Source organism: Cellulomonas telluris (assembly GCF_004886325.1).
GTDB classification, from domain to species: Bacteria; Actinomycetota; Actinomycetes; order Actinomycetales; family Cellulomonadaceae; genus Cellulomonas; species Cellulomonas telluris.
In genome coordinates, this window is record NZ_QXFN01000001.1 from 221,700 (window position 1) to 242,611 (window position 20,912).

Sequence of the window (20,912 nt, forward strand, 5' to 3'; positions counted from 1 at the left end):
GTGCGGCGGGCCGGCAGGTCACCGCGTCAGTCCCGCCAGACCTGCACGACGCTCGGGCGCGGACCGCCCCAGCGGCCGCGGTCGAGCGTGCCCGGGGCCACGTAGTCGGGGAAGAACGACTGCTGGGCGTCCCACGAGCCGTCCTCGCCTGGGTGCTGCACCGCGACGTAGACCATCTCGTCCTTGTCCCGGATCACGGGCCCGCAGGTCTCCGCGCCCGCGGGCACGGAGAGGAACTGCTGCACGTGGCCGCGCTCGCGCCCGGTGAGCGGCACCTTGAACAGGCCGTCGCCGTACCCGATCGTGCCGGGCTGCCCGTCCGTGGAGATCCACAGGTTGCCCTCGGAGTCGAAGGCGACGTTGTCGGGGCAGGAGATCGGCGAGACCTTCTCCGGCGGGAAGCCCGCGAAGTAGGTGCCCGACGTGGTGGCCGGGTCGCCCGCGAGCAGCAGGATGCTCCAGCCGAAGGTCGTCGACCGCGGGTCGTTGCCGGCCTCGGTGATCTCGACGACGTGCCCGTGCCGGTTCTCCACGCGCGGGTTCGGCTCGGTGGCGCCCTCCTTGCCGGCCTTGCCGCGGTCGGTGTTGTTCGTGCACGCGACGTACACGCGGCCCGTCACGGGGTTGGGCTCGACGTCCTCGGGGCGGTCCATCTTCGTCGCGCCCACGGCGTCGGCGGCCAGACGCGTGTGCACGAGCACCTGCTCCGTCGTGAAGCCGGGCACCTGGCTGACGCCGTCGAGCACCAGCGGCACCCACTCCCCCGTGCCGTCGAACGCGCCGTCGGACGGCAGCGCACCGGTGCCGGTGATCTCCTCGACCGGCGAGTCGCCGTGGAAGCGCGCGACGTACAGGTTGCCGGCGGACAGCAGCTGCTTGTTGCGCGCACGGTGCCGGGTGCCCGGGCGGTACCGGTCCTTCGAGACGAACTTGTAGAGGTAGTCGAACCGCTCGTCGTCGCCCATGTACGCGGCGACGTGGCCCGACCGGCCGACGATCACGTTCGCGCCCTCGTGCTTGAAGCGGCCGAGGGCCGTGTGCTTCACGGGCGGCGCCGTCGGGTCCTGCGGGTCGACCTCGACGACCCACCCGAAGCGGTTGGGCTCGTTCTCGTAGCCGGGGGTGCGGGCGTCGAAGCGCGGGTCGACGTGCTCCCAGCCGCGCGTCGTCTCCTTGTCCGCGAAGCCGTAGCGCCTCTCCTCGGCCGTGCCGCGCGCGCGGAAGTACTGGTTGACGTTCTCCTCGCCCGACAGCACGGTGCCCCACGGCGTGGTGCCGCCCGCGCAGTTGTTCAGCGTGCCGAGCACCGTGGTGCCCGTCGGGTCGGCGACGGTCTTCAGCAGGTCCGAGCCGGCGGCCGGCCCGTCCAGGACGAACGGCGTCGTGGCGGTGATGCGCCGGTTGACGCGCGCACCCACCTGGTACTGCCACGGCTGGCCCTTGCGGCGGCGGTGCAGCGCGACGACGGACATGCCGTGCGCGGCCATCGCGACCCGGCGCTGGCGGTCCAGGTCCTCGGGCGTGGCGGCCGGCGGGAACATGATGTTCTCGTTCGTGTACTCGTGGTTGGCCACGAGCACGGCGCTGCGCCCGTGCGGCTCCTCGAGGATGTCGACGTAGTCGCAGTTGTAGCCGAACAGCCGCTCCGCGAGCTCCGGCGTCATCGTCGCGGGGTCGAAGACGTCGCGCGGCGACAGGATCGGGTCGCCCCAGCGCACGAGCGGCGCCCACCGGTAGCCCTGCGGCACCGTGAAGGCGTCCGTCGCGGCCGGCACCGGCGGGATCGCGCGGAACGGCAGGTTGCCCCGCCCCCAGCCCCACCCGCGGTCGTGCGCGGCGGCCGGCGGGGCGTCGGCGACGACCGAGCCGACGACGACCGCCGCGCCCGCGACGAGGCCGCCCGCGAGCACCGCGCGCCGGGACAGCGCGGCCGACGCGACGTCGCGGAAGTAGTCGTTGCCGCTCTCGTTCGGCACGGGCTGCGCGCACGCGTCGCCGCAGCGCAGGTGGCAGGTGACGGCGGAGCGGCGGCCGTGCGTGCGGCCGGCCATCGGGAGCAGGGGCAGGAGGGTGCGGCGCGGGACGCCGGCCGCGACGTCGCGGTCGTCGGTCGTGGTCATCAGGGCTCTCCGGTCGTGCTCGGTGCTGGGGCGGGCACAGCGTGGCAACCGGACGAACCGGTCACCGGCACGCAGGGTGAGCGGTGGGTGAAGCCGCGACGAACTCTCGTCACCGCGGACCCCGCGCGCCGGCGCGGGGTGTGCAGCGCGGGGTGTGCAGCGTCGGTGCCGTGCGGCGCGACGAACGCTGCACGGCGCTCGGTCGGGCCGTCGGGGCGTGCGGTCCGGGCGGGCGTCAGGACGGGCGGGCGGAGTCCCGGTCCGCGAGGCCGGCGAGCATCGCGTTGTACTCGTCGAGCTCGGTGTCGCCGTCGCGGTCCGCCCGCCGGTCCCGGTGCCGGGCCGTCCGCTCGTCGTCGCGGGTCCACTGCACGGCCACGACGATCGCGACGAGCACGGTCGGGATCTCGCCGATCCCCCACGCGACCGACCCGCCGAGCTGCTGGTCCCGGATCGCCGACGGCCCCCACGGGCGCCCCATCAGCCCGAACCAGTCGGCCGCCAGCAGCGACTCCCCGCCCACCAGGGCGACCCCGAAGAACGCGTGGAACGCCATGGTGGCGAACAGCAGCAGCAGCCGCATCGGGTACGGCGGGCGGGTCGGCCCCGGGTCGACGCCGACGAGCGCGTTGACGAACAGGTACCCCGCGACCGAGAAGTGCAGGACCATCGCCAGGTGCCCGACGGGGCTGCGCATCGACCACTCGAACACCGGCGAGTAGTAGAAGACGACCATCGAGCCGGCGAAGTTGATCGCGGCGACGATCGGGTGTGCGAGGAACGTGCCGACGCGGGAGTGCACGAGCGTGAGGACCCACTCGCGGGGCCCGCGGGACGCGTCGCCGCGCAGCTGCGTCGACCGTGCCGGCAGCGCGCGCATCGCGAGGGTCACCGGCGCGGACAGCGCGACGAAGATCGGCACGACCATCGCGAGCACCATGTGCTGCACCATGTGCGCGCTGAACAGCACGTGCCCGTACATCGCCGGCCCGCCGGACGTCGTCCACAGGAACGTCAGCATGCCGAGCACCCACGAGACGGTGCGCAGCCACGGCCACGCGTCGCCGCGGCGACGCAGCCGCACGACCCAGCGGACGTACACGACGATCCCGGCGACGGCCGCCGACGCCATGAGCAGGTCCCAGCGCCACTGCGCGACCCACTGCACGGCGGTCGGCTCGGGCGGCAGGGCGTGGCCGGTGAGCAGGTACGCGGGCGACGCGTCGGCCACGGGCTCGTCGGGCACGGGCGGCGGCGAGGACGCGAGGGCGACCGCGACGCCGGACACCGCGCCCATGACGGCGAGCTCGACGAGCACGAGCCGCCAGAACGGTCGGCCCACGCGCTCGCCGACGAGCTGCGGGATGGTGCGCCGCCGGTGCGCCAGCCCCAGCAGCCCCAGTGCCCCGAACAGCACGACCTTCACCACGAGCAGCGCGCCGTACCGCGTGCCGAGGCCCTCCCAGCCGCCGAGCCGGACCAGGCTGTTGACGACGCCCGACGCGGCCACGGCGACGAAGCACCACGCGGCGATGGTGGAGTACCGCGCCACGGCGGGGCCGGCGTCCGTGCCGAGCCGCCCGACGAGCAGCGCGAGCGCGGCGAGCGCACCGATCCACACCGCGGCCCCCACCAGGTGCAGGAACAGCGACGACGTCGCGAGCTCGTGGCTCGCCGCACCCGCCGCGTGCCCCGTCTGCCCGAGCTGCCACAGCGCGGCGACGACGAGGGCGGCTGCCCAGGCGGCCCCCGTGGGCGTGGCGACGACGAGCGCGACGACCGTCGCGACGGCGGCGAGCGTGGTCAGCGTGAGGAGCGCCCGGCCCAGGTCGATCTGCGTGACGAACAGCGCGAGCTCGTCGCCGAAGCCGGGCGCGGTGGGCGAGGACCCGGCGACGGACGCGTACGCGAGCACGAGGTGCACGACCGACAGGACGGTCCACGTGCCGGCGGCGACGCCGGCGAGGACGAGGCTGCGGGGGTAGGCGCCGCCGTCCGCGGTCGCGCGGGCGGAGGACGCTGCGGTCGCGCGCCGCTCGTCCGCAGCCGCCACGCGGCGCGGCAGCACGCACACCGCGAGGACGAGCGCCCCGAGCGTCAGGGCGCCGGCGAGCTCGGTGAGCGTCTCGACGACCGGCAGGCCCCACCGCACCACGGCCCCCGGGTCGCCGAGCGCGACCGCCGCGGCGGTGCCGCTGAACGCGACGCCGACGAGCACGGCGAGCACCCCGGTGACGGTGAGGACCGCGGGCGCGCCGAGCCGGCGCGCGCCGGTGACGGTCGACTGCTCCACCCGATCAGCCTAGGCGTCGTGCGGTGCTCATCCGGCCGTCGGACCCCCGCCCGACGGGCCGGCGCCGGTCCCCTCACCGCTGCCGCCCTCGCGGTCCCCACGGCGACGCCGCCGGCGGAGCGTGGCGACGGTGAAGACGGTCACGATGACCGCCACGATGAGCAGGATCGGCAGCCACGGTCCGCCGCGACCCGGGCCGCCGTCGGTGCCCGCCGCCTCGCCGGCGCCGGCCGCGTCCTCGGTCGGCTCGTCGGTCGCGGACGTCGTCGCCGCCTCGGCGGTCGGGGTCGCCGTCTGCGCCTCCTCGGTCGGCGCGGTCGTCGGGGCGGTCGTCGTCGCGTCGGCGGCGGACGCGGCCGCCGGCCCCACCGGGGTGGTCGCCGTGAAGGCGAACGTGCCGCTGATGGGGTGCCCGTCCGCGCTCGTGACGCGCCAGTCCACCCGGTACGCGCCGGCCGGACGGTCCTCGGCCAGCGGCTGCACGACGGACGTGTCGGCGAGCTGCACCGGGCCGGCGCTGACGACCGTGCCGTCCTCCGCGGTCACCACGACCTCCGACCCGAGCTCGAGCGCGGCCTGGTCGAACGTCAGCGTGACCTGCGCGGGGGCGGCCTCCACGGTCGACCCGTCCGCCGGGTCGGTCGAGCGCAGCGCGTTGTGCGCCGACGCGGGCGCCGCCGTCAGCAGCAGGGCCGTGACGGCCGCCGCCAGCGCCACGAGCAGCGCGAGGGCCGCGGTCCACGGCGCGGGACGCGCCGCCACCGGCGCGACGCCCCGGCGCGCTGCCGCGGCGAGGACGGGACGGGACGACGGACGCATGGTTCTCCCCGGAGGTCGCGGTGCTCTGCTGACGTCCCTCGATCCCATCACGTCCGCGCGGGCCCGGCCGCGCCAGCGGGCGGGAGGTGTGTCACGTGCGCCCGGCGCCCGCGGGGACGTGTGCCGGCCACGAGGACGACGGCCGCTGCGGCGGCGGCCGACGCGGCCGTGAGGGTGCGCGGGTCGGTCCTGCCGGCCTCGTCGCCCGGACCGTCGCCCGGACCGCCGACCGGCGGGGCGGGCGGGACCGGGGGTGCGGCGACGTCCTGCGCGGCTCCGTCCGCCGGGGCGTGGTGCTCGTGCGCGCCGCCGGCGTCGTGCCCGCCGTGCGTGCCGCCGACGTCGTGGTGCTCGTGCGTGCCTGCGGCGTCCCGGCCGTCGTGGTGCTCGTGCGTGCCCGCGGCGTCGTGGGCGTCGTGGGAACCGTGGTGCTCGTGCGTGCCCGCGGCGTCCTGGCCGTCGTGGTGCTCGTGCACCCCTGCGCCGCCGTGGCCCGCGTGCGGGTCGTCCGCCGCGGCGTCGCGCGCGCGCGACCCCGGGTCCGGCTGGTGGTGGGCGTGCGCGTCGACGGGGGCGGCGGTCGTCGCGGCCGCCGCGTCCGTCGCCCCCGACGCCGGGGCGGCGAGCAGGACGAGGACGGGCTGGAGCGCGACGACGGCGAGCGCGGACGCGGCCGCGGCCACCGGGCGCGTGACGCGGCCGGCCGCTCCGGGACGTCCCGCGAGGACGCGTGCACCGGCGACGCCGGTGGCGACGACGAGGGCCACCACCGCGACCACGACGTTCGTGCCCGGCAGCGTCCCCCCCGCGGCGGTGTGCGCCGCGCCGGCAGCGACCAGCGCGACGAGCGCCGGCCCGCCGCCGCGCAGCAGCAGCCGGCCCGCGGACGGGCGTGCGGGGGCGCGGGTGTGCGCCTCGTCCTCGTGGAGCACGGCACGACGGTCGCCCGGCGGTGCGCGGGGCGTCCACGTCGCGAATCGATTAGGAGACGCACGTGCGGCGCCTCCTTCCCGTGGCGTCCGGCACGGGTGACGATGTGCGGGCACGCCCCGCCGCAGCACCCGATGCGGCCCGCCGACCGCCAGGAGGACCCGTGCCGACCCCCACCTCCCCCGTCGTCCCCCACGACGCGCGCCCGGCCGGAGCGGCACACGGGCCGGGCTGCACCGACTGCCCGTCCCGCCGCGACGTGCTCACCCGGGTGGGCGCGGCCGCGCTCGGCACCGCCGCGGTCGGCGTGCTCGCCGCGTGCAGCGGCTCGGGTGGCGGCGGGGGCGGGGGCGGCGGTGCGGCGACCCCGGGCCCGGACGGGGTCCTCGCGTCCGTGGACGACGTCCCCGTCGGCGGGGCGCTGTCCGCCACCGGGCCGGACGGCAACCCGGTGCTGCTCACCCAGCCGACGGAGGGCACGATCGTCGGCCTCTCGGCCGTGTGCACGCACCAGGGCTGCACGGTCGTCCCCGCGGACGACGCGCTGTCCTGCCCGTGCCACGGCTCGCTCTTCACGCTCGACGGCGAGCCGGTCTCCGGGCCGGCGACGGAGCCGCTGCCGACGTTCGCGGTGACGGTCGGCGACGACGGCGGCATCGTCGCCGCGGGGGCCTGACGTGACGGGGCCTGACGTGACGGAGCCTGACGTGACGGGGACAGGTGCGGCCACGACGGACCGCGGCGCCGGCCGCCGCGTCGCCCGGGCACCGCGCGCGCTGGCCGCCGTCGCCGTGGTCGTGTCCGGGGTCGTCCACCTGTACCTGTGGCAGCAGGGGTACTTCCAGGGCATGTGGCTGCGGCCGCTGTTCCTGGCGCAGGGCGTCGGCGGCGTGGTGCTCGGCGTGCTGCTGCTCGTGTGGCGCGGCGCCCTGCCGCTGGTGGGCGCCGTCCTCTACGGAGCGGCGACCCTCGGCGGGTTCGTCGTCGCGACGACCCCCGCGGGCCTGCTCGGCGTGCGGGCGCGCTGGGAGGGCTGGCCCGAGTGGGTCTCCGCGGTCACCGAGGTGGTCGCGGTCGTCGTCGGCCTCTGGGCCCTGCGCCGCGAGCGCCGCTGACGCACCCGTCCGGTCAGCTCCAGACCAGCGCCTGGGCCGGGTCCGCCAGGACCGCCGCGACGTCCGCGAGGACGCGCGAGCCGAGCTCCCCGTCGACGAGCCGGTGGTCGAAGCTCAGCGCGAGCTGCGTGACGTGCCGCGGCTTGACCTTGCCCTTGTGCACCCACGGCTGCTGCCGGATCGCGCCGAACGCGAGTATCGCCGCCTCGCCCGGGTTGAGGATCGGGGTGCCGGTGTCGATGCCGAACACGCCGACGTTCGTGATGGTGATCGTCCCGTCGGACATGTCGGCGGGCGTCGTGCGACCGGCCCGGGCGGTCGACGTCAGCTCGCCGAGCGCGCGCGCCAGGCCCAGCAGGTCGAGCCGGTGCGCGTCCTTGACGTTCGGCACCACGAGCCCGCGCGGCGTCGCGGCGGCGATGCCGAGGTTCACGTAGTGCTTGTAGACGATCTCCTGCGCGGCCTCGTCCCAGGACGCGTTGATCTCCGGGTGCCGGTCCACGGCGATCAGCAGCGCCTTCGCGGCGATCAGCAGCGGCGTGACCCGCACGTCGGCGAACTCGCGGTCGGCACGCAGGCGCTCGACGAGCTTCATGGTCCGCGTGACGTCGACCGTGTGGAACACCGTGACGTGCGGCGCGGTGAACGCGCTGGTCACCATGGCCTCGGCGGTGCGCTTGCGCACGGAGCGGACGGGGACGCGCGTCTGGCGGCCGTCGGGCGTGACCGCGCCGCTCGCGCTCCACGGCTGGTCGTCACCGGGGTAGGTGGCGAGCGTGCGGGCCTCGGCGCGGGCGGCGCGCTCGAGGACGTCCTCGCGCGTGACGATGCCGCCGGGGCCGGTGCCGTGCACCGAGTCGAGGTCGACGCCGAGGTCGCGCGCGAGCTTGCGCACCGGCGGCTTCGCGAGCGCGTGCCGACGCCCGTCCCCGTCGCCCGTGGACGCGGGTGCCGGCGCGGCGGCGGGTGCCGGCGCGGGTGCGGCGACGGGTGCGGCGGCGGAGGCCGGAGCGGCCGGAGCCGTCGCACGGGCACGCCGACGGGAGCCCGCGTCGGCGACGCCGTACCCGACGAGCACGGCGCCCGAGCCCTCGTCGCCGCCGGCGCGCTCGTCCCGGGCCGCCTCGACCTCGTCGGAGCCGCCCGGCTCCTCCGACGCACGGCTGGCGTGCGGGCGGTGCGCCTGCGCCCCGTGCGGGGCCGCGCCCGCGGGGGCCGCGGCCGGCTCGGCGGCCGGCGCCTCGTCGGAGGTGCCCGCGGGCGACCCGGCGAGGGCACCGCCGGAGGGGTCGACGTCCACCTCGATGATCGGCGTCCCGACCTCGACGGTCGTCCCGGGCTCCACGAGGATCCGCGACACGACGCCCGTCCACGGCGAGGGCAGGTCGACGAGCGACTTCGCCGTCTCGATCTCGACGATCGTCTGGTTCACCTCGACGGCGTCGCCGACGGCGACGTGCCACGTGACGATCTCGGCCTCGGTGAGGCCCTCGCCCGCGTCGGGCAGGGGGAACTGCTGGTACGTCGGCACCGGTGCTCCTGTGCGTGTGGTGGCCTGTGCGTGCGTGGAGGTCAGAACGCGAGCGCGCGGTCGACGGCGTCGAGCAGCCGGTCCAGGCCCGGCAGGTAGTCGTGCTCGAGCTTCGCCACCGGGTAGGGGGCGTGGAACCCTCCCACCCGCAGCACGGGTGCCTCGAGGTGGAAGAAGCAGGCCTCGGTGATGCGGGCCGCGACCTCCGCACCCGTGCCGTAGAGCGTCGGCGCCTCGTGGACGACCACGCAGCGGCCGGTGCGGCGCACCGACGCGGCGACGGTGTCGGTGTCGAGCGGGGACAGCGTCCGCAGGTCGATCACCTCGAGGCTGCGCCCCTCGGCCGCTGCGGCGTCGGCGGCCTTGAGCGCCGTGGCGACCGTCGGGCCGTAGGCGACGACCGTGAGGTCGCTCCCCGGGCGCACGACGCGCGCGTGGTCGAGGTCGGCACCGGCGGCGGCGCCGTGCGGCGCGGGCAGGGGCGCGTCGAGGTCGACGTCGCCCTTCTCCCAGTACCGGCCCTTCGGCTCGAGGAAGATGACGGGGTCCGGCGAGGCGACGGCCTGCTGGATCATCGTGAACGCCTCGGCGGGGGTCGACGGCGAGACGACGCGCAGCCCGGCGGTGTGCGCGAACAGCACCTCGGGCGACTCGCTGTGGTGCTCGACCGCGCCGATGCCGCCGCCGAACGGGATGCGGATGACGACCGGCAGCCGCAGGCGGCCCTGCGAGCGGTAGTGCATCTTGGCCAGCTGCGTCGTGATCTGGTCGAACGCGGGGAACACGAACCCGTCGAACTGGATCTCGCACACGGGCCGGTAGCCGCGCAGCGCGAGGCCGATCGCCGTGCCGACGATGCCCGACTCCGCGAGGGGCGTGTCCACGACGCGGTCCCCGCCGAACTCGGCGTGCAGGCCGTCGGTGACCCGGAAGACGCCGCCGAGCGGGCCGATGTCCTCGCCCATGAGCAGGACCTTCGGGTCGTTCGTCAGGGCGCGGCGCAGGCCGAGGTTGATCGCCTTCGCGAGCGGCAGGCGCTGCGTGCCGGTGGGGAACGGGGCCACCGCGGGGGCGGCGGGGCTGCTCGTGGTGGTGCTGCCGGCCGTGCCGGTGCGCTCGCTCGTGACCGTCATCGGTGACCCCCCGCCTCGGCGCCGTCGTGCTGGACGTAGGACTGCTCGTACTCGCCGAACCACGCGCGCTCGGCGTCGACCACGGAGTGCGACGTCGCGTACACGTGCTCGAACATGCTCTGGCTGCTCGGACGACCCATGCTGCGCACGGTCGTGCGGATGTGCTCGCCGAACGCGTCGGCCTCGCCGGCCAGCTCGGCCTGGAAGACCTCGGGCAGCTCGCCGGTCGCCTCGAGGTACCGGCGCAGGCGGTCGATCGGGTCGCGCCGGCGCCAGTGCTCCTCCTGCTCGCGGGAGCGGTAGCGGGTGGGGTCGTCCGACGTGGTGTGCGCGCCCATGCGGTAGGTGAACGCCTCGACGAACGTCGGCCCGCCGCCGCTGCGCGCACGCTCGAGCGCCTGGCGCGTCACGGCGTACGTGGCGACGACGTCGTTGCCGTCGACGCGCACGGAGGGGATGCCGAAGCCGGGGGCGCGGTCGGCCAGCGGGACGCGCGCCTGCTTGGTCGTCGGCTCGGAGATCGCCCACTGGTTGTTCTGGCAGAACAGGACCACCGGGGCCTGGTTCACCGCCGCGAACACGAGCGACTCGCTGACGTCGCCCTGCGCGGTGGCGCCGTCGCCGAAGTACGTGACGACCGCGGTGTCCCGGGACGGGTCGCCGGTGCCGACGAGACCGTCGCGCTGCACGCCCATCGCGTACCCGGTCGCGTGCAGCGTGTGCGAGCCGATGACCAGCGTGAACAGGTGGAAGTTGTGGTCGGCCGGGTCCCAGCCGCCGTGGTCGACCCCGCGGAACAGGCGCAGCAGGTCGGTCATCTCCAGACCGCGCACCTGGGCGACGCCGTGCTCGCGGTAGCTCGGGAAGACGTGGTCCTGCGGGGCGAGGGCGTGGCCGGAGCCGATCTGCGCGGCCTCCTGGCCCAGGCACTGGGCGTAGAGCGCGAGCTCGCCCTGCCGCTGCAGCGACGTCGCCTCGGTGTCGAAGCGGCGCGTCAGCACCATGTCGCGGTACATCGCACGCAGCCGCTCCGGCGTGAGGTCGGCCGCCCACACCTCGAGCTCGGGGTGCGTGACGCGCTCACCGGTCGGCGTGAGCAGCTGGACGAGACCGTCGTCGGTCAGGGGTCCGGTCGGGCTCACAGGCCCTCCTCAGCCTCGGGAACAGCGAACCTACGTCAGCGTAGGCTACGGCTCCGTAGGTTGAGAGGCGGAGGGCCCGACAAGGCTCGTCGGCACCGTTTGTCGGATCCCCACACCTGCGCCGGCGACCACCGGCGCCCCGACCGTGCGGGCATCAGCGCGGGACGTGTTCGGCGGCGACCTCGAGGAAGAGGTCCGTCGCCTCCTTCTCCCCCACGCTCACGCGCGCGCCGTCGCCGGCGAACGGACGGACGACGACCCCGGCCCGCGTGCAGCGCTCCGCGAACGCCGTCGTCCTGTCCCCGAGCGGCAGCCAGACGAAGTTGGCCTGCGAGTCCGGCACCTGCCAGCCCTGGCCGCGCAGCGCGTCGAGCATCCGGGTGCGCTCGGCGACCAGCGCGTCGACGCGGGCGAGCAGCTCACCCTCGGCCCGCAGCGACGCGAGGGCGGCGAGCTGCGCGACGTGCGACACCCCGAACGGCGTGGACGCCGCCCGGATGCCCGCCGCCAGCCGGGGCCGGGCGACCGCGTAGCCCACCCGCAGGCCCGCGAGCCCGTACGCCTTGGAGAACGTGCGCAGGACGACGACGTTCGGGTGCTCGGCGAACAGCGCGAGCGCGTCCGGCGCCTGCGGGTCGCGGACGAACTCCACGTACGCCTCGTCGAGGACGACGAGCACGTCGTTGGGCACACGCGCGAGGAAGTCGCGCAGCTCCCCGTCGCGCACGGCCGGACCGGTCGGGTTGTTCGGCGTGCACACGAGGACGACCTTCGTGCGCTTGGTGACCGCATCGGCCATGGCGGGCAGGTCGAGGCGGCCCTCGGCGGTCACCGGGACGCGCACGCCGCGCGCGTGGGCGAGGTCCACGGCGATCGGGTACGCCTCGAACGAGCGCCACGGCAGCACGACCTCGTCGCCCGCCTCGCACACCGCGGTCAGCACGTGCCCGAGCACGGCCACCGACCCGCACCCCGCCACGACGGACCCGTGCGCGACGCCGAGCCGCTCGGCGATCGTCGCCGTCAGCTCCGTCGCGAACATGTCCGGGTACCGGTTCACGTCCGCCGCGGCGTCGACGATCGCCGCCACCACCGACGGCAGCGGCGGGTACGGATTCTCGTTCGACGACAGCTTGTAGGCGGCCGCCCCCACGGGCACACGCGCCCCCGGGACGTACGCGGGCAGGTCGGCGAGGGCCTTGCGGAGGGGGACGCGACTCACGCGCCCAGCATGCCACCGGCCCCGAGTGGCAGGATCGCCGCATGGGATTCGTCGTGCGCGTCCTCATCAACGGTGTAGCGATCTGGCTGGCCACGCTCCTGCTGCCCGGCCTCGAGGTGCTCGGGGGTGACTCCACCGGCGGGCGGATCGGCGTGATCCTGCTGGTCGCGCTCCTCTTCGGCGTCGTGAACGCGGTCGTCAAGCCGATCGTCAAGCTGATCTCGCTGCCCCTGTACATCCTCACCCTCGGCCTGTTCACGCTCGTCGTGAACGCCCTGATGCTCATGCTCACGGCGTGGATCACGGAGCAGACCGACTGGGGCCTGCGGATCGACAACTTCGGCACGGCCGTCGTCGGTGCGCTGATCATCTCCGTCGTCAGCTTCGTGCTCTCGGCCGTCACCAACCGCGACTGAGCCCCGGCACGCCGGACCCGGCCGGCACCGCCGGCGGGGGGAGGGTGACCGGCGGGGGGAAGGTGGACGGCGTCGGGCCGAACGGCCCGTCGCCGGACGGCCCGGGCCACGGGGTCGGCGGCCCGAGCACCGGCGGCGGGACCGGCGGCTCCTCCTGCGGCGTGCTCACCGTCCACCGCGTCGTGGCCGTGACCGTGCCGTCACCGTCCGTGCCGAGCACGTCCTCGAGTGCGCGACGTCCCTCGTGGTCGGCGGGCCACGTCGCCATCTCCGCGTCGAGCGCCGCGGCCGTCGCCACGTACCCGTGCACCGCGTGCTCGCTGAACACCGCCGAGGCGGTCGTGCTGCTGTCGACCACCACGATGTCCGCGTCCCGCGCGCTGTCCGGCTCGCCGTCCGCCCCCACCACGCCGTCCTTGTCGTTCACGAGCGCGATGTGCGCCACGCCGGGCGGGACGGGGTGCGGGACGGACGGTGAGCCGGCCGTCAGCACGGTCCGGACGGCGTAGGCGCCGGTGGCGGCGACGGACGCGGCCACCATGCCGCCCTGCGAGTGCCCGACGAGCATCACCGGGTCGTCCCGGCCCACCCCGGCCGCCTCCATCGCCCGGAGCACGCCCCGCGTCATGGCGTCGGGCACTCCCGCCACGAGGTGCGCGTTCGTCGTGCTGTTCGTGGGCACGCCACCGCCGAGAGCCGCCGTCTGGGTGCCGGGGACCGTCACCACCCAGGAGACGATGCCGTCGGCGCGGTCGTGCCGCTGCACCGTCACCGTCGCCGGCGGCAACGGCACCGGGCCCTTCCCGTACGTCTGCGCGACGGCGGCGACGGCGTCCGCGGCACCGCGGACGGCCGGCAGCGGTGGCCCCCCGAGGTGCGCGGTCACCGTCACCGGGGACGGCGGGAGCAGGGCCGCCGCCATGCGCGCCGCGTCCCGGACGGGGTCACCCGTGCGCACCCACCACGGCAGCCCGGCCGTGAGCGCACCCGCCAGGTACACCGCCGCGCCCGCCGTCCCGGGGGCGTCGAGCATGCGCGCCGGCACGGTGCCCAGCCCGTCGATCGTCGCCCCGACCGGCTCGCGCCCACCGGCCGCCCAGCGGAGCACGTGGTGCATCCAGTCCTGGAGGACCTGGTCGAGCACCCACGCGACACCCGTCGACGCCAGCAGCGGGAGCGCGAGGGGCCCCGACAGCGCGGCGAGGCCACCCGCGACGCCGAGCCCCTCCCGCACCCGCCGTGCCACGGCCGACTCCGCGCCGGCGTACGTCCCGGCCGCGTGGACGAGGGCGTCGGCGAGCTGGCGCAGCTCGTCCGCGAGGCGGTGCGGGGCGTGCCACGCGGTGCGGGCGCCCAGCAGCGCGGTGCCCAGCGCGGCCACGTCGGGGTGCGAGGGAAGCCCGGCCAGCTCGCGCGACGCCGCCGCGAGGTCGCTGCCCGCCCCGTCGAGCCGCGCGGCCACCGCACGCAGCCGTACGGCGGCGGCCTGGAGGTCGTCCGGCTCCACCGTCGTCGTCCCGCCCCGGGTCACGTGGACGAGGGTGCGGTCGCCGCTCACCACGGCGCACCGCCCTCGTGCGGCAGCGCGCCCGGCAGCGGCGTGCAGACAGCGGCCGACCAGGCCGCGGCGATCCGGCTCTCGACGTCGTCGAGTGCGGCGAGCTGCGCGCGGAACCCCTGCTCGAGCCGGTCACGGTCCGCGGCGGCGCGCTCGGCCGCGTCCCCCGTCCAGAGGACGTCGTCGAGCACGGTCAGGGCGGCGCGCGCCGCGACGACGTCGGCGCGTGCGGCGTCGACGAGGGCCTCGAGGCGGGGGCTGGGCATGGCGCCGGACGCTAGGCGCGCTGGGCGGACGGCCGCCGCCGTCGGCGGCGCACCTGCCGACGAGGCGGCGAGGAGGCCGGGCTGTGGGCGGCTGACGCTCCCGCCGCGCCGTCACCCCTCCCCCAGCGCCTCCCGCCACCACGGCTCCTCGGGCCGCACGAGGACCACGGCCGCGACCAGCACCGCCGCCACGACGCCGACCACCCGCCACACGTCGCCGCCCCCGACGCCGCCCGCGAGCGCGGCGGCGCCGAGCGCGAGGACCTGCGCCCCCGCCTGGGCCACGAGCGCAGGCGGGCCGGCGTCGCGCAGCACCGCGACCTCGACGCGCGTGCGCCGGCCGGTGCGGGCGGCGACCGCCGTGAGCCACAGCAGCGCGTGCACGAGCAGCACCAGCAGCGCGAGCCGGCCGGCGCCGGGCGGCCCGGCGACGAGCACGGACCCGCCGACGACGAGCACGAGCAGCCCCGCCGCGACCGAGCGCGGCCAGACCGCCGGCGTGGCCGCCGCGACGACGAGGACCGCGGGCGGCAGCGCGCCCCCCGTCACGTCGGGCGACCCGAGGGCGACCGTGAGCAGGCCGACGGCGACCAGCCCGAGCGCGACCCGCAGCGCGAGCGCGGGCACGGTGCGTCCCGTCGCGACCTCCACGTGCGGGACCGAGGCCGCGCGCACGGCCCGCGTGCCCCGCAACGCCGCCCACGCGCGCCGCGCGAGGTCCGCCGACCGGCGCGCCCGGCCGGCCGCGCTCACGCCGGCACCCCCGCCCCCGGCCGTCGCTGCGAGCGGCGGGCCAGCGTCCGCAGCGCCACCGCCGGCGCGTCCCGCCACGTGACGAGCTCGACGCCGTGGTCGGCGAGCGCGGCGAGCCGGTCCGTGCGCGCGACCTGCACGATGCGCAGCGCGAGCCGCTCGCGCTGCGCCAGGTGGGCCGTGCGGATCTGCGGGAGCACGTCGACCGCGACGACCCGGTGGCCGGCGCGGCGCCACTGCTCGGCGACGACCGCGGGCTCGTCGTCGAGGAACGTCGAGAACAGCACGACGAGCGCGCCCGACGGCAGGCGGGGCGGGCGCAGGCGCGTCGCGGGCTCGCCCTCGGGGTGCGTGAGCGCGAGGGCGTGCCGCACCCGGTCGAGCTGCCGTCGCCCGCCGCCGGGCGGCAGGGGCCGGCGACGCACGCCGAGGTCGTCGAGGCCGACGCGGTCCCCGCGGTCGAGGAACGCGCGGGCGACGGCGGCGGCGGCCTGGCGGGCGCGGTCCAGGGACGTCGCGTCCTGCGGGCGCGGCGGCTGGGACCCCCGCCACGTCAGCGGGTCGGGGCCGACGTCGTCGCGGCTGTCGACGACGAGGACGACGACCGCCTCCGCCAGCGCGTGCTCCCGGCGCACCCACAGCTCGCGCAGGTCCGGCGCCCGGCGTGCGGTGACCCGCCAGTCGATGCGGCGCAGGCGGTCGCCGGGGGCCCACGGGTGCACGTCCCGCAGGTCGCCGCCCTCGCCGGGCCGCGGGGACGGGTGGGCCCCGGTCAGGCCGCGCAGCCGCGGCGGCAGCGGGACGTCCGGCAGGGCCGCGGCCGCGGGCAGGACGACCGCGCGCCGGGCGGCCGGGGGCGGCGGGTCCGACACGCTCGCCAGGCCCGGTCCCACGCCCTGCACCTGGACGGTCGCGACCTCCTGCGGGCCGGTGCGGACGGTCCGGGCCAGCAGGGGCAGGCGCCGCGTGCCGCGCACCTGCACGAGCGCGTCCGTGACGGGGCGGTCGTGGCGCAGCACGTCGACGAGCACCGCCTCGGTGCCGGCGGGTGCCTCGAGGACCACGGTGCCGGTGAGCGTGCCGCTGCCGGCCTCCTCGCCCGCGACGACCGCCGCGTGCACGTCCCCCGACGGGCGCCGCAGCAGGTGCCACGCCGTCACGACCAGCGGACCCGCGCCGAGCACCGCGACGTCCGGCCGGCCCGTGAACGTGCCGACGAGCAGCAGCAGCGCGCACGCGGCGGCCCCGACCGCGACGGACCGCACCGGCGTCCACCGCTCCGGGGCGTCCGGCGCGTCGCGCTCGTCGCCGGACGTCATGCCCGGCGCGCGGTCGTCGGCCCCGGCACCTGCGCGGCGACCTCCGTCACGACGGCCTGCGGTGCGAGGCCCGACGCCCACGCCTGCGGGGTGAGCGAGAGCCGGTGCGCGAGCGCGGGCACCGCGACCGCCTTGACGTCCTCGGGCGTGACGAAGTCGCGGCCGGCCAGCACCGCCAGCGAGCGCGCGACCAGCACGAGCGCCTGCGACCCACGCGGCGACGCCCCCACCTCGACCGCGCGGTGCGCGCGCGTGGCCGCCGCGAGGTCGACGCAGTACGCGAGCACGTCGGCGTCGACCGTGACCGCCTCGACGCCCTGCTGCATCGCGACGAGCGTGCGCGCGTCCACCACCCGCCGCACCGACGCCTGCTCCTGCCGCCGCTCCAGCCGCCGGGCGAGCACGTCCACCTCGGCGTCCCGGCCGGGGTACCCGACGGCGAGCCGGACCATGAAGCGGTCGAGCTGCGCCTCGGGCAGCGGGTACGTGCCCTCGTACTCGACGGGGTTCGACGTGGCGACCACGTGGAACGGGTCCGGCAGGCGGTGCGTGCGCCCGTCGACGCTGACCTGCCGCTCCGCCATGGCCTCGAGCAGCGCCGACTGCGTCTTGGGGGGCGTGCGGTTGATCTCGTCCGCGAGCAGCAGGCCCGCGAACACCGGGCCCGGGCGGAAGTCGAACGTCGCGGTCGCGGGGTCGAACACGCTGGACCCGGTGACGTCCGACGGCAGCAGGTCCGGCGTGCACTGGATGCGGCGGAAGTCGAGACCGAGCGCGGTCGCGAGGCTGCGCGCGGCGAGGGTCTTGCCGAGGCCGGGCACGTCCTCGAACAGCACGTGACCGCCGGCGAGCACGGCCGCGAGCGCGAGGCGCAGCGGCTCGCGCATCCCGACCACGACGGTCGCGACCTCGTCGAGGACGGCGCGGCCGAGGTCGCTGACGTCCGCGACCGTGAGGGCCGGCGCGGTGGCGGTGGGGGCGTCGGTCATGCGTCGGTCCTCCCGGGACGGGGGTCGGGGACGAGGGGGGCGGCGGCGGGGGCCGGAACGGGCTCGGCCGGGTCGGGCGTCGGCGGGCGGGCGTCCGGCCCGAGCCGCTCGAGCGCGGCGACGGTGTGCGCGACGTCGCCGAACGACGGCAGGGGGTACGTCGTGCGGGTCAGCGTGGCGCGGGCCCGGGGGCCCAGGAGGCGGTCGACGTCGTCCGCGCTGCCCGGGTTGGCGAGGTCGACGCCGTGCCGCGCGAGCCGCCCGGCGGCGACGGCCCGCAGCCGCCGCAGGGCACGTTCCCCCGCGCGACCGTCACGGCCGACCATCGTCCAGGCGAGCTCGAGCACCTCCCCGCGCGTGCCGTCGCGGCGCTCCGGGTGCGGCCGGTCGGGCACGGGCTCGAGCAGCACGTCGACCCGCTCGAGGACCGCCGCGAGCCCGGCGACCCCGACGGCGACCACGAGGGTCGGGACCAGGTGGATGCCGAACACCAGCAGGGCCACGGCGGCGACGGCGCCCGCGACGGCCGGTCGCACCAGGCGGCGCCCGACCCGGCCCAGGAGGGCACGGGGGGTGCTGCGCCCGGCGTCGGCAGCGCGACCGCCGGTCACGACGTCGCCCCCGCGTCGGGTCCGGCCGGCCGCGCGAGGCCCTCGCCCACCGCCGCGAGCAGCTCGCGCGCCCGGACGACGTCGGCGGGGGTGACCGCGTGCGCGGAGAAGCGCGCGGTGAGGTAGAGGTCGAGCAGCGCGCGCGTCGCGACCGGGTCGGCGCGCGTGCGGTCGAGCACCTCGAGCGTGAACTCCGTGGCCGTCTGCGCGCGGTCCCGCACGACGCCGGTGGACGCGGCGGCGTCCTCGACGGCGACCCAGGCCGCGACGACCGCGTCGCCGGGCGGCACGTCGTCCTCGAGGGCCCGCTCGGCGGACGCGACGCCGGCGCGCATCGCCGCCACGACGTGCGTCTCGTCGAGGTCGGCGGCGGCGCCGTCGAGGTCGTCGTCCCCGGGCCCCCGGTCCGGCGGCCGGTACCGCCGCAGCAGCCACCGCGCGGCGAGCGCGAGGACGGCCAGGACGACGAGCGTCACGAGCGACCCGACGACGGGACCGAGCCAGCGGGGCGGCGCGGGGGGCTCCTCGGCCGGCCGGTCCGGCACCGGGGGCGGAGTCATCTGCGGCGGCGCGGTGAACGTCGGCATGTCGAGCGGTGCTCTCTCGTCCGCCGTCAGGCGCACCGGGCCCGCGAGCGCGGCGGCCACCACGGCCAGGACGACGAGCACGGCGGCGCACGCCGTGAGGACGACGGCACGGTCCGGGCCGGGGCGCCCGCCGGCCGAGGCGGGGCGCGGGGGCGCGGGTCGCGGCGTGCGCTGCGTCGTCGGCACCGGCCCTCCCCCTCGTCGTCGGTACGGCCGCGGTCAGGCTAGTGGGACCGGCGGCCGGGATCGACGGCCCGGCGGGCGCGCGTCGGCCACGCGGGGTACCCAGGTCGTGACGGGGAGGGGACCGACGTGGAGGACACGACGAGGGGTGCGGCGCAGGAGCGGACGCGGTCGGCGCTGGCCGCGGCGCTGGTCGGCGCCGGGCTCATGGCGGCGGTGGACGAGATCGTGTTCCACCAGCTGCTCGGCTGGCACCACTTCTACGACCGCTCGACACCGGACGTCGCGCTGCTGTCCGACGGGCTGCTGCACACGGCCGAGCTGGTCGCGCTCGTCGCGGGCGCGTTCCTGCTGGCGGACCTCGTGCGCCGGCGGGCGCTGGTGCCGCTCGCGGCGTGGGCGGGCGGCCTGCTGGGGGCGGGCGGGTTCCAGCTGCTCGACGGGCTGGTCGTCCACAAGGTGCTGCGCCTGCACCAGGTGCGCTACGACGTCGACCTGCTCCCGTACGACCTGGCGTGGAACGGGTTCGCGGTGCTGCTGCTGGTGGCGGGGGCACTGCTGGCGGTGCGGGTGCGGCGGGGGACGGGGACCGCCGACGCGGGGCCGACGACGACGTCGGGCCCGACGGCGGGTTCCGGTGCCCGCGGGCGGCGGCGCGCCGACCCGACCGACCCGGTGCCGGCCGGTGGTGCCCGTGCACCTGCGACGGCCGGCACCGGCGGGCCGCCCACCTGGCCCACGCGCACCGCCGGCGCCCACGCGGGTTCCGGCGAGGACGTCCCCTCGGAGAGCACCTCGTCGGCGCCGCACCACGCCACGGGCCGCCGCCGCGCCGTGCGTCCGACGACCGGCGCCACGCCCGCCGTGGACACGGCCGGGACGCCCGCCGTGGACGCGGCCGCGACCCCCGGCGGAGACACGGCCGGGAGCCCCGGCGCGGGGGCGGCCGACGAGCAGGGGCCCGGCGAGCGCCGTCGGCGCCGGCGCGACGACGAGCCGCCGTCCGGCCGGCGCGCGACGGGCCGGTGAGCGCACCGGTGCTCGCCGCGGCGGGCCACCACGGCGGGGTGGGCGCACCGGGCGTCGCCGCCTGGCTCGTCGCCGTGCTCGTCGCCGCGGCCTGCGCCCTCCCCTACGCCGCGGGCGTCGCGGCCTACCGCACGCGCATGCCGCGGGCGTGGAGCCCGTGGCGGACGGCCTCCTGGTGCGCGGGCGCCGTGGGGGTCGGCGTCGCCGTCTCGCCGGTGACGGCCGTGGTCACCGACCCGGCCGTGCGGCACATGGTCCAGCACCTCCTGCTGGGGATGCTCGCGCCCCTCGCGCTGGTGCTCGCCGCCCCGGTGACCCTGCTGCTGGGCGCCGCGTCCCCGAGGGGACGGCGCCGGGTGGCCCGCGTGCTGCGGGCGCGGCCCGTGCGGGTGCTGACCCACCCGGTGACGGCGGCGCTCCTGCACGTCGGCGGCCTCGTCGCCCTCTACCTGACGCCGCTGTACGCCCTCGCCGCGCGGGACGGGGTCGTCCACGTGCTCGTCCTCGTGCACTTCCTGCTCGCGGGCTCCCTGTTCGCCTGGGCCGTGGCCGGGCCCGACCCGGCTCCGCACCGGCCCGGCCTGCCGACCCGCCTCGCGGTCCTGGTCGTCGCGGGCGGCGTGCACGGCGCCCTCGCGAAGCTGCTGTACTCCCGTGCCGGCTCGCTGCCGGCGGGCGGCGGGCACACGGCCGCCCAGACGGAGGCCGCCGCGCAGTGGATGTACTACGGCGGCGACGTCGCCGAGGTGCTGCTCGCCGTCGCGCTGTTCGCAGGGTGGTACGCGGCACGCGACCGCTCGCGCCGGCGCCGCTTCCCCCCGGCGTCCGGCCCGGACGTGCCCGCGCCGTCGGTGCCCGTCGCGCGCACACTGTCGACATGAGCAGGGGCGGGGGCG

At 77.4% G+C, this 20,912-nt stretch carries 20 protein-coding genes; 5 read left to right on the forward strand and 15 right to left on the reverse strand.

The genetic code is table 11. The features are described from left to right. Positions 1–26: 26 nt before the first annotated feature. The 4 genes from FB586_RS01155 to FB586_RS01170 form a co-directional block, all read right to left on the reverse strand. The gene (locus FB586_RS01155; RefSeq protein ID WP_136517507.1) at positions 27–2,120 is read right to left on the reverse strand and encodes a PhoX family protein; all 2,094 of its coding nucleotides are present in this window, start codon (positions 2,118–2,120) and stop codon (positions 27–29) included. Positions 2,121–2,355: 235 nt separating this feature from the next. Beyond that, on the reverse strand, positions 2,356–4,413 hold the full coding sequence (locus FB586_RS01160; RefSeq protein WP_136517508.1) for a bifunctional copper resistance protein CopD/cytochrome c oxidase assembly protein: 2,058 nt from the start codon (positions 4,411–4,413) through the stop codon (positions 2,356–2,358). 27 nt (positions 4,414–4,440) lie between these two features. Further along, complete coding sequence (locus FB586_RS01165; RefSeq protein ID WP_168800405.1) at positions 4,441–5,232, reverse strand: copper resistance CopC family protein; 792 nt, start codon at positions 5,230–5,232, stop codon at positions 4,441–4,443. Positions 5,233–5,279: 47 nt separating this feature from the next. Beyond that, positions 5,280–6,164, reverse strand: a complete 885-nt coding sequence (locus FB586_RS01170) for a hypothetical protein (protein ID WP_136517510.1) — start codon at positions 6,162–6,164, stop codon at positions 5,280–5,282. A 161-nt stretch (positions 6,165–6,325) separates the two neighbouring features. Here FB586_RS01170 and FB586_RS01175 point away from each other — a divergent pair, with 161 nt between their 5' ends. After that, entirely contained in the window at positions 6,326–6,838 is a 513-nt protein-coding gene (locus FB586_RS01175; protein WP_136517511.1) for a Rieske (2Fe-2S) protein, read from the forward strand. A gap of 31 nt (positions 6,839–6,869) precedes the next feature. Continuing rightward, a complete protein-coding gene (locus FB586_RS01180) occupies positions 6,870–7,277 on the forward strand; it encodes a hypothetical protein (RefSeq protein WP_246036292.1) in 408 nt (135 codons plus the stop codon). Positions 7,278–7,290: 13 nt separating this feature from the next. Here the strand turns inward: FB586_RS01180 and FB586_RS01185 are convergent, their stop codons facing one another. The 4 genes from FB586_RS01185 to hisC form a co-directional block, all read right to left on the reverse strand. Next, positions 7,291–8,808, reverse strand: a complete 1,518-nt coding sequence (locus FB586_RS01185; RefSeq protein ID WP_136517512.1) for a dihydrolipoamide acetyltransferase family protein — start codon at positions 8,806–8,808, stop codon at positions 7,291–7,293. Between the two features lie 41 nt (positions 8,809–8,849). Next, entirely contained in the window at positions 8,850–9,941 is a 1,092-nt protein-coding gene (locus tag FB586_RS01190) for an alpha-ketoacid dehydrogenase subunit beta (protein ID WP_222928255.1), read from the reverse strand. Further along, positions 9,938–11,083 (reverse strand): pyruvate dehydrogenase (acetyl-transferring) E1 component subunit alpha, encoded by a 1,146-nt coding sequence (gene pdhA, locus FB586_RS01195; RefSeq protein WP_136517513.1) that lies wholly within the window; start codon positions 11,081–11,083, stop codon positions 9,938–9,940. The genes FB586_RS01190 and pdhA overlap by 4 nt, the downstream gene beginning before the upstream one ends. Positions 11,084–11,237: 154 nt before the next feature. Further along, a complete protein-coding gene (gene hisC / locus FB586_RS01200; RefSeq protein ID WP_136517514.1) occupies positions 11,238–12,305 on the reverse strand; it encodes a histidinol-phosphate transaminase in 1,068 nt (355 codons plus the stop codon). Between the two features lie 41 nt (positions 12,306–12,346). Between hisC and FB586_RS01205 the strand changes: the two genes are divergently transcribed. Continuing rightward, positions 12,347–12,721 carry a phage holin family protein gene (locus FB586_RS01205; RefSeq protein WP_136517515.1) on the forward strand — a complete coding sequence of 125 codons (375 nt, stop codon included), beginning with the start codon at positions 12,347–12,349 and terminating at the stop codon, positions 12,719–12,721. On the opposite strand, the gene FB586_RS01210 is transcribed toward FB586_RS01205, so the two are convergent. The 7 genes from FB586_RS01210 to FB586_RS01240 form a co-directional block, all read right to left on the reverse strand. Further along, on the reverse strand, positions 12,705–14,279 hold the full coding sequence (locus tag FB586_RS01210) for a hypothetical protein (protein ID WP_136517516.1): 1,575 nt from the start codon (positions 14,277–14,279) through the stop codon (positions 12,705–12,707). The genes FB586_RS01205 and FB586_RS01210 overlap by 17 nt on opposite strands. Further along, entirely contained in the window at positions 14,276–14,545 is a 270-nt protein-coding gene (locus tag FB586_RS01215) for a hypothetical protein (RefSeq protein WP_136517517.1), read from the reverse strand. Before FB586_RS01215 ends, FB586_RS01210 begins: the two co-directional genes overlap by 4 nt. A gap of 111 nt (positions 14,546–14,656) precedes the next feature. Next, a complete protein-coding gene (locus tag FB586_RS01220) occupies positions 14,657–15,298 on the reverse strand; it encodes a hypothetical protein (protein WP_136517518.1) in 642 nt (213 codons plus the stop codon). Continuing rightward, complete coding sequence (locus FB586_RS01225; RefSeq protein WP_136517519.1) at positions 15,295–16,617, reverse strand: DUF58 domain-containing protein; 1,323 nt, start codon at positions 16,615–16,617, stop codon at positions 15,295–15,297. The genes FB586_RS01220 and FB586_RS01225 overlap by 4 nt, the downstream gene beginning before the upstream one ends. Further along, the gene (locus FB586_RS01230) at positions 16,614–17,606 is read right to left on the reverse strand and encodes an AAA family ATPase (protein ID WP_136517520.1); all 993 of its coding nucleotides are present in this window, start codon (positions 17,604–17,606) and stop codon (positions 16,614–16,616) included. Before FB586_RS01230 ends, FB586_RS01225 begins: the two co-directional genes overlap by 4 nt. Continuing rightward, positions 17,603–18,217: a hypothetical protein gene (locus tag FB586_RS01235; protein WP_136517521.1), complete on the reverse strand. Its 615-nt coding sequence runs from the start codon at positions 18,215–18,217 to the stop codon at positions 17,603–17,605. Before FB586_RS01235 ends, FB586_RS01230 begins: the two co-directional genes overlap by 4 nt. Then, complete coding sequence (locus FB586_RS01240; RefSeq protein WP_136517522.1) at positions 18,214–18,990, reverse strand: DUF4129 domain-containing protein; 777 nt, start codon at positions 18,988–18,990, stop codon at positions 18,214–18,216. Before FB586_RS01240 ends, FB586_RS01235 begins: the two co-directional genes overlap by 4 nt. 126 nt (positions 18,991–19,116) lie before the next feature. Between FB586_RS01240 and FB586_RS19760 the strand changes: the two genes are divergently transcribed. Together FB586_RS19760 and FB586_RS01250 are read left to right on the forward strand one after the other, a co-directional pair. After that, positions 19,117–20,016, forward strand: coding sequence for a DUF2243 domain-containing protein (locus tag FB586_RS19760; RefSeq protein ID WP_246036293.1), 900 nt, complete (start codon positions 19,117–19,119; stop codon positions 20,014–20,016). Then, on the forward strand, positions 20,013–20,897 hold the full coding sequence (locus FB586_RS01250) for a cytochrome c oxidase assembly protein (protein WP_136517523.1): 885 nt from the start codon (positions 20,013–20,015) through the stop codon (positions 20,895–20,897). Before FB586_RS19760 ends, FB586_RS01250 begins: the two co-directional genes overlap by 4 nt. Positions 20,898–20,912: the final 15 nt, after the last annotated feature.